Genomic DNA, 8,055 nt, shown 5'->3' on the forward strand with positions numbered 1-8,055 from the left:
GGCTGTTTTTTCTGCGGTTTCCTCCACCTCACCCCCCCCCACTTGGCCCGCCCCGCCCCCCCCGGCCCCCCCCCCCCCCCCCGGGGGGGGGGGGCCCCCTCGCCCGTACCCAAACCCTCATCAAGGGCAGCAACGGCATCGGTACGGTCCGCAAGACCACCCTCCCCGGCGGCCTGCGCATCGTCACCGAGACGCTCCCCTCCGTCCGCTCCGCCACCTTCGGCATCTGGGCGCACGTGGGCTCCCGCGACGAGACGCCCACTTTGAACGGCGCCACGCACTACCTGGAGCACCTCCTCTTCAAGGGCACGAGCCGCAGGTCCGCCCTGGACATCTCCTCCGCCCTCGACGCGGTCGGCGGCGAGATGAACGCGTTCACGGCGAAGGAGTACACGTGCTACTACGCGCGCGTGCTCGACACCGACCTGCCGCTCGCCATAGACGTCGTCTGCGACATGCTGACCGGCTCGCTCATCCTCGAAGAGGACGTCAACGTCGAGCGCGGAGCGATCCTCGAAGAGATCGCGATGACCGAGGACGACCCGGGCGACTGCGTGCACGACCTGTTCGCGCACACGATGTTCGGCGACAACCCGCTCGGCCGCCCGGTCCTCGGCACGGTCGACACGGTCAATGCCCTCACCGCGGAGCGCATCCGCCGCTTCTACAAGAAGCACTACGACCCGACGCACCTCGTCGTGGCGTGCGCGGGCAACGTCGACCACAACAAGGTGGTACGTCAGGTCAGAACCGCCTTCGAGAAGGCGGGAGCGTTCAAGAACGCCGAGGCCGGACCCATCGCCCCGCGCGACGGGCGCCGCGCCATCCGCACCGCGGGCCGCGTCGAACTCCTCGGCCGCAAGACCGAGCAGGCCCATGTCGTCCTCGGCATGCCGGGCCTGGCCCGCACCGACGAGCGCCGCTGGGCGCTGGGAGTCCTGAACACCGCCCTCGGCGGCGGCATGTCCTCCCGCCTCTTCCAGGAGGTCCGTGAAAAGCGCGGCCTGGCCTACAGCGTGTACTCGTACACCTCGGGCTTCGCCGACTGCGGCCTCTTCGGCGTGTACGCCGGCTGCCGGCCCGGCCAGGTCCACGATGTGCTCAAGCTCTGCCGCGACGAGCTCGACCAGGTCGCCGAGCACGGCCTCTCGGACGACGAGATCGGCCGCGCCATCGGCCAGCTCCAGGGCTCCACCGTCCTCGGCCTCGAGGACACCGGTGCGCTGATGAACCGTATCGGCAAGAGCGAGCTGTGCTGGGGCGAGCAGATGTCCGTCGACGACATGCTGACCCGGATAGCGTCGGTCACCCCGGACGAGGTCCGCTCGGTCGCCCGCGACATCCTGGGACAGCGGCCCTCGCTGTCGGTCATCGGCCCGCTGAAGGACAAGCAGGCGTCCCGTCTGCACGACGCGGTCGCGTAATTCCTGTCTCTGCAAGGTCTCTGTTAGGAACGAAGCAATGAGCAAGCTGCGCGTGGCGGTCCTCGGTGCCAAGGGCCGTATCGGGGCCGAGGCGGTACGAGCCGTCGAGGCCGCCGAGGACATGGAGCTGGTGGCCGCGCTGGGCCGGGGCGACAAGCTCGAGACGCTGGCCGAGAGCGGCGCGGAGGTGGCGGTCGAACTGACCACACCGGCCTCGGTGATGGGCAACCTCGACTTCTGCGTCCGGCACGGCATCCACGCCGTGGTCGGCACGACGGGCTGGACCGACGAGCGGCTCGCGCAGCTGAAGATCTGGCTCGCCCGTTCCCCGGAGACGGGCGTACTCATCGCGCCCAACTTCTCCATCGGCGCCGTACTGACCATGAAGTTCGCCCAGATCGCCGCGCCGTACTTCGAGTCCGTCGAGGTCGTCGAGCTGCACCACCCGAACAAGGTGGACGCGCCCAGCGGCACCGCCACACGCACCGCTCAGCTCATCGCCGCGGCCCGGGAGCGCGCGGGCAGCGCGGCCCAGCCCGACGCCACGGTCACGGCCCTGGACGGCGCCCGGGGCGCCAACGTGGACGGCGTCCCAGTGCACGCGGTCCGCCTGCGCGGACTGCTCGCCCACCAGGAAGTCCTGCTCGGCGGCGAGGGCGAGACCCTCACCATCCGCCACGACTCCCTGCATCACAGCAGCTTCATGCCGGGCATCCTGCTCGGCGCCCGCCGCGTGGTGACCACACCGGGCCTCACCTTCGGCCTGGAACACTTCCTGGACCTCGGCTGAGCCGGGGGACGCACAGCAGATAGCCGGCAGACATGCGCGCGAAGATCACCTATGCCGTCACGGCCGCCGTCCTGGTCGTCTATTTCGTCCTGGTCGGCAGCCGCGGCGTACTCCTCATCCAGAACGGCACCCTGATCACCGTCACCTTCGGGGTCGCGGTGCTGATCCTGCCGGTCATCGGTATCTGGTTCCTGTGGAAGAACACCCAGTTCGTCCGCAGGGCCAACCGGCTCGCGGCCGAGCTCGACGCCGAAGGCGGCCTGCCCCTCGACGAGTTGAGGCGCACCGAGGGCGGCCGCATCGACCGCGACTCGGCCGACGAGGTCTTCGCCAGGCGCAAGGCCGAGACCGAGGACGCCCCGGACGACTGGCGCAGCTGGTTCCGTCTCGCGATCGCCTATCACGACGCCCGCGACACCCCGCGCGCCCGCAAGGCGATGCAGCGGGCCATCGCCCTGCACGAGGGCAGGTCCGTGGAGGCCTGACCGGCACGACGAACCCGATCGGTCGGTACGCCGAAGGGGCCGCCCCGCACTGCGCGGGCCGGCCCCTTCGTCACTGAAGCCACGCGCTGTCACTGAAGGCGCGTGCCGCCGCTGAAGCCGTGCGCTGTCGCGGGGGCGCGTGCCATGGCTGGAAGCGGAGCGCTGGCATTGGTGCCGGGTGCCGGGTGCCGGGTGCTGCGCGGGGCCGCGGGCGTGGCTGAAGCCGTGTGCTGGCATTGGTGCCGCGTGCTGTCGCGGAGGTACGTGTGGCGGCTAAAGCCATGCGCTGGCATTGGTACCGCGTGCTGTCGCGGGGGCTCGTGCCGTGGCTGGAAGCGGAGTGCCGTCACTGATGCGGCGTGCTGTCGCGGCGCCGCGTGCCATGGCCGGAAGCGGAGCGCTGGCATTGGTGCCGCGTGCTGTCGCCGGGGGCGCGTGCCATGGCGGGGCCATGTGCCGTCGCGGAACCCCGTGCTGTCGCTGGAGTCGCCCCTCAGCCCCGCCGGTACTCGTCCGCCCACGCCTCGACGGCGTCCGCCGCGTGGTCGAAGGCTTCGCCGCGCGCAAGGAAGTCGGCGTTGTGTGTGGTCAGCAGCGCCGGCACGTCATCGGGCGCACGATCGTTGCGTACGAGGAGCAGCGCCTGTCCCTGAACGGTGCGGGGCAACCCGAGCCAGCGCACCGGCTGCTGCACCGTCCGCACGGCGACAACCTGCTGCCACGGCGCCGTCCTGGTCACGAAGAAGCCCACCCGGCGCAGCCCCCGCGCACTCACCCACACGCCCACACGCAGCAGCCGCAGCGCGCAGAGTATGGCGACCAGGGCCCCGCCCAGACAGGCCGCCGCGGCGGGCAGAGTCCCGGTGAGAGCCATGATCACCGCGGCGACGAGCACGTACGAGGCGAGCAGCAGGATGAGCGCGGCCGCACCTACCCGCCACGGTCCGGGCCGGTAGGGACGCCGCCAGGCATCGCGGTCGTCGAAAGGCAGTGCTAGATCGTCCGCCGCCTCGTCAAAGGCGCGGTCCGCCGTCAGGAAGGGCAGGGGCACGACTGATCCTCACTCAATCCACGCATGGGCTCTGCCCGGTGAGGCTACCTAGCCGGATGCCCGCTCACCACCCTTGGGGGTCCGGAAGAGTCAGTGGCCGTTCGACGCCTCGGAATGCTGCGTCTTCGCAGGTGACTGATCCTGTGACAGGGCGGGCATTCCGAAGATCAGGGACCCGGCGAGCCCGGCGACCACGGTGAGTCCTATGAGCCACCGGCCCGCTATCTGTCCGGCGGACGCACGCTCGCGGGGCGGGGGAGTGACATTGCTGCGGAACGTGTCGGCTTCGGCGATGAAGGCGAACGGGACGGGCTCGCGCCGACGGAACATGGGCGTTGCTTCTCCTCTGGACGTTCGTGGGATGTGGCGATTCGAACGGAATCGCCATCATCAGTACAGACGAGCGAGTGCCCCAAGAGGTGCCCAGAATCACCGAATTCGCAGAAGTTCGTCGGCGAATGTCGCGGCACGGTACCGAACGCCCCGTTGTCAGTGCCGGGCCGTAGAGTGGGCGCCGCCCGAGCCTGTGATGGGAAGGACCCTCCGCACCGTGACCGACACCCCCGCCGACGACCTCAAGCCCAGCTTCCGCAGCGATGTCACCGTCGAGCTGATCAAGCACACCGCCTCCGACGCCGATGTGCTGTTCGCCGCCCGTGTCTCCACCGCCGGGGAGCAGTCCCTGGAGGAGCTGACGAAGGACCCGGAGCGCTCCAAGGGCCTGATCAACTACCTGATGCGGGACCGGCACGGCAGCCCCTTCGAGCACAACTCGATGACGTTCTTCATCAGCGCCCCCATCTTCGTGTTCCGCGAGTTCATGCGGCACCGCGTGGGCTGGTCGTACAACGAGGAGTCGGGCCGGTACAGGGAGCTCCAGCCGGTCTTCTACGTTCCGGACGAGTCCCGCAAGCTGGTCCAGGAGGGCCGCCCCGGCAAGTACGTCTTCGTCGAGGGCACGCAGGCGCAGCAGGAACTCACGGGCCGTGTGATGGAGGACTCATACCGACAGGCGTACGAGGCCTACCAGGAGATGCTCGCCGCCGGCGTAGCCCGTGAAGTCGCCCGTGCGGTCCTGCCCGTCGGCCTCTTCTCCTCGATGTACGCCACGTGCAACGCCCGCTCGCTGATGCACTTCCTCGGCCTGCGCACCCAGCACGAACTGGCCAAGGTGCCGTCCTTCCCGCAGCGCGAGATCGAGATGGTCGGCGAGCGGATGGAGGCGGAGTGGGCGCGGCTCATGCCGCTCACCTACGCGGCCTTCAACGCCAACGGGCGCGTGGCGCCGTAACGCGCTACCGCACGCCATCCGGCACAGATGTACGGGTCGACCGAGCGAAGTGTCCGTATTGCGGCATTTCGAGAAGTTCATCTAGCCTGATCAAACGGACCCGGCACTGCTTGAACCCCCGAGCAGGCAGTGCCGGGCTCCGCATTTGTCACGCTTTGTCGTGTCCCCCGAGGGCAGACCACGTGTTGAGCAGCGAGTAGCGTGTTACCCATGGCTCCGACCTCCACTCCGCAGACCCCCTTCGGGAGGGTCCTCACCGCCATGGTCACGCCCTTCACGGCGGACGGCGCACTCGACCTCGACGGCGCGCAGCGGCTCGCTACTCACCTGGTGGACGCAGGCAACGACGGCCTGATCATCAACGGCACCACCGGCGAGTCCCCGACCACCAGCGACGCGGAGAAATCGGATCTCGTACGAGCCGTACTGGAGGCGGTCGGCGACCGTGCCCACGTCGTCGCCGGCGTCGGCACGAACGACACCCACCACAGCATCGAGCTGGCCCGAGCCGCCGAGAAGACCGGCGCGCACGGCCTGCTGACCGTGACGCCGTACTACAACAAGCCCCCGCAGGAGGGCCTGTACCGGCACTTCACGGCCATCGCCGACGCGACCGAACTGCCGGTCATGCTGTACGACATCCCCGGCCGCAGCGGCGTACCGATCAACACGGAAACACTCGTGCGGCTCGCCGAGCACCCGCGTATCGTCGCCAACAAGGACGCCAAGGGAGACCTCGGCCGGGCCAGCTGGGCCATCGCCCGCTCCGGCCTTGCCTGGTACTCCGGCGACGACATGCTGAACCTGCCGCTGCTCTCCGTGGGCGCGGTCGGCTTCGTCTCCGTCGTCGGCCATGTCGTCACCCCGGAGCTGCGCGCCATGCTCGACGCGTACGTCTCGGGCGACGTACAGAAGGCCACCGAGATCCACCAGAAGCTGCTCCCCGTTTTCACCGGCATGTTCCGCACCCAGGGCGTCATGACGACCAAGGCCGCGCTCGCCCTCCAGGGCCTGCCCGCCGGACCGCTGCGCGCCCCGATGGTCGAGCTGTCGCCCGAGGAGACCGCGCAGCTCAAGATCGATCTTGCCGCCGGCGGGGTAGAGCTCTAACCACAGACTTCACAACTGAATACGTACGACCCGCAGGTCACCGGCCTGCACCCCACACACAACTGCTACTGCACGAACGTCACGCGCGCCACGTGCCTTGCCCGGTACGTGGCGCGCGTGGTGAGGAGAGTCTTTTGAGTCATCCGCATCCTGAACTCGCCCCGCCGCCGAAGCTCCCCGAGGGCGGCCTGCGCGTCACGCCTCTCGGCGGCCTCGGTGAAATCGGCCGGAACATGACGGTCTTCGAATACGGCGGCCGCCTGCTGATCGTCGACTGCGGAGTGCTCTTCCCCGAGGAGGAGCAACCCGGAATCGACCTGATCCTGCCGGACTTCACATCCATCAGGGACCGCCTCGACGACATCGAGGGCATCGTCCTCACGCACGGCCACGAGGACCACATCGGCGGCGTCCCCTTCCTCCTCCGGGAGAAGCCGGACATCCCGCTGATCGGCTCCAAGCTGACCCTCGCGCTCATCGAGGCGAAGCTCCAGGAGCACCGCATCCGCCCGTACACGCTGGAAGTGGCCGAGGGCCACCGCGAGCGGATCGGCCCCTTCGACTGCGAGTTCGTCGCGGTCAACCACTCAATCCCGGACGCCCTCGCGGTCGCCATCCGCACCCCCGCGGGCATGGTGGTGCACACCGGCGACTTCAAGATGGACCAGCTCCCGCTGGACCGCCGCCTCACGGACCTGCACGCGTTCGCACGGCTGAGCGAGGAAGGCATCGACCTCCTCCTCTCGGACTCCACGAACGCCGAGGTCCCGGGTTTCGTCCCGCCCGAGCGCGACATCTCGAACGTGCTGCGCCAGGTCTTCGCCGGCGCCCACAAGCGGATCATCGTGGCGAGCTTCGCCAGCCACGTCCACCGCATCCAGCAGATCCTGGACGCGGCGCACGAGTACGGCCGCCGGGTCGCCTTCGTCGGCCGCTCCATGGTCCGCAACATGGGCATCGCACGGGACCTCGGCTATCTGAAGGTCCCGCCGGGCCTGGTCGTCGACGTCAAGACACTCGACGACCTCCCGGACCACGAGATCGTCCTCGTCTGCACGGGCTCCCAGGGCGAACCGATGGCGGCCCTGTCGAGGATGGCCAACCGGGACCACCAGATCCGGATCGTCCAGGGCGACACGGTGATCCTCGCGTCGTCCCTGATCCCAGGCAACGAGAACGCGGTCTACCGCGTCATCAACGGCCTCAGCCGCTGGGGCGCGAACGTCGTCCACAAGGGCAACGCCAAGGTGCACGTCTCCGGCCACGCCTCCGCAGGCGAGCTGCTGTACTTCTACAACATCTGCAAGCCGCGGAACCTGATGCCGGTCCACGGCGAATGGCGCCACCTGCGTGCCAACGCCGAGCTGGGCGCCCTCACCGGTGTCCCCCACGACCGCATCGTGATCGCCGAGGACGGCGTCGTCGTCGACCTCGTCGAGGGCAAGGCCAAGATCTCGGGCAAGGTCCAGGCGGGATACGTGTACGTCGACGGCCTCTCGGTCGGCGATGTCGGCGAGCCCGCGCTGAAGGACCGCCGCATCCTCGGCGACGAGGGCATCATCTCGGTCTTCCTGGTGCTCGACGCCAGCACCGGAAAGATCACTGGCGGCCCGCACATCCAGGCCCGCGGCTCCGGCATCGAGGATTCGGCCTTCACTGACGTCATGCCGAAGATCGCCGAAGTCCTGGAGCGCTCGGCCCAGGACGGCGTCGTAGAGCCCCACCAGCTGCAGCAACTCATCCGCCGCACGCTGGGCAAGTGGGTGTCGGACAACTACCGCCGGCGCCCGATGATCCTCCCGGTCGTCGTCGAGGTCTGACCCCCTCGCACACGCCAACCTCGAGCGAGGCCGACCGCCTCAGCCGGCCGGAGCCCGCCGAAGTACATGGCAGCGAACAAACCC

At 69.1% G+C, this 8,055-nt stretch carries 7 protein-coding genes and 1 pseudogene; 6 read left to right on the forward strand and 2 right to left on the reverse strand.

Going from position 1 to position 8,055, the window contains the following annotated elements; all coding sequences use genetic code 11:
- Positions 1-98: 98 nt before the first annotated feature.
- From AB0D27_RS44490 to AB0D27_RS44500, 3 genes and pseudogenes are all read left to right on the forward strand, one after another.
- Positions 99-1,424, forward strand: a pseudogene (locus tag AB0D27_RS44490) (pitrilysin family protein); the annotation flags it as partial.
- A gap of 37 nt (positions 1,425-1,461) precedes the next feature.
- Positions 1,462-2,214: a 4-hydroxy-tetrahydrodipicolinate reductase gene (dapB, locus tag AB0D27_RS44495; protein ID WP_362521135.1), complete on the forward strand. Its 753-nt coding sequence runs from the start codon at positions 1,462-1,464 to the stop codon at positions 2,212-2,214.
- A 32-nt stretch (positions 2,215-2,246) separates the two neighbouring features.
- Complete coding sequence (locus AB0D27_RS44500; RefSeq protein ID WP_362521138.1) at positions 2,247-2,699, forward strand: hypothetical protein; 453 nt, start codon at positions 2,247-2,249, stop codon at positions 2,697-2,699.
- A 493-nt stretch (positions 2,700-3,192) separates the two neighbouring features.
- Here AB0D27_RS44500 and AB0D27_RS44505 read toward each other — a convergent pair whose 3' ends face one another.
- Positions 3,193-3,750: a hypothetical protein gene (locus tag AB0D27_RS44505; protein ID WP_362521141.1), complete on the reverse strand. Its 558-nt coding sequence runs from the start codon at positions 3,748-3,750 to the stop codon at positions 3,193-3,195.
- A gap of 90 nt (positions 3,751-3,840) precedes the next feature.
- Positions 3,841-4,080, reverse strand: coding sequence for a hypothetical protein (locus tag AB0D27_RS44510; protein WP_362521143.1), 240 nt, complete (start codon positions 4,078-4,080; stop codon positions 3,841-3,843).
- Between the two features lie 220 nt (positions 4,081-4,300).
- On the opposite strand from AB0D27_RS44510, the gene thyX reads away from it, so the two are divergent.
- The 3 genes from thyX (at position 4,301) to AB0D27_RS44525 (ending at position 7,971) form a co-directional block, all read left to right on the forward strand.
- Positions 4,301-5,041, forward strand: a complete 741-nt coding sequence (gene thyX, locus AB0D27_RS44515) for an FAD-dependent thymidylate synthase (RefSeq protein ID WP_362521146.1) — start codon at positions 4,301-4,303, stop codon at positions 5,039-5,041.
- A gap of 210 nt (positions 5,042-5,251) precedes the next feature.
- Positions 5,252-6,151, forward strand: a complete 900-nt coding sequence (gene dapA, locus AB0D27_RS44520) for a 4-hydroxy-tetrahydrodipicolinate synthase (protein WP_362521149.1) — start codon at positions 5,252-5,254, stop codon at positions 6,149-6,151.
- Positions 6,152-6,285: 134 nt separating this feature from the next.
- Positions 6,286-7,971 carry a ribonuclease J gene (locus AB0D27_RS44525; RefSeq protein ID WP_362521152.1) on the forward strand — a complete coding sequence of 562 codons (1,686 nt, stop codon included), beginning with the start codon at positions 6,286-6,288 and terminating at the stop codon, positions 7,969-7,971.
- Positions 7,972-8,055 lie beyond the last annotated feature (84 nt).

This window comes from Streptomyces sp. NPDC048415 (assembly GCF_040651675.1).
GTDB lineage: Bacteria > Actinomycetota > Actinomycetes > Streptomycetales > Streptomycetaceae > Streptomyces.

What these genes read in the sequence shown, in the direction of transcription:
- AB0D27_RS44500 (WP_362521138.1), top strand. Translation starts at nt 2,247, where the DNA reads ATGCGCGCGAAGATCACCTATGCCGTCACGGCCGCCGTCCTGGTCGTC.
- dapB (WP_362521135.1), top strand. Translation starts at nt 1,462, where the DNA reads ATGAGCAAGCTGCGCGTGGCGGTCCTCGGTGCCAAGGGCCGTATCGGG.
- dapA (WP_362521149.1), top strand. Translation starts at nt 5,252, where the DNA reads ATGGCTCCGACCTCCACTCCGCAGACCCCCTTCGGGAGGGTCCTCACC.
- AB0D27_RS44510 (WP_362521143.1), bottom strand. Translation starts at nt 4,080, where the DNA reads ATGTTCCGTCGGCGCGAGCCCGTCCCGTTCGCCTTCATCGCCGAAGCC.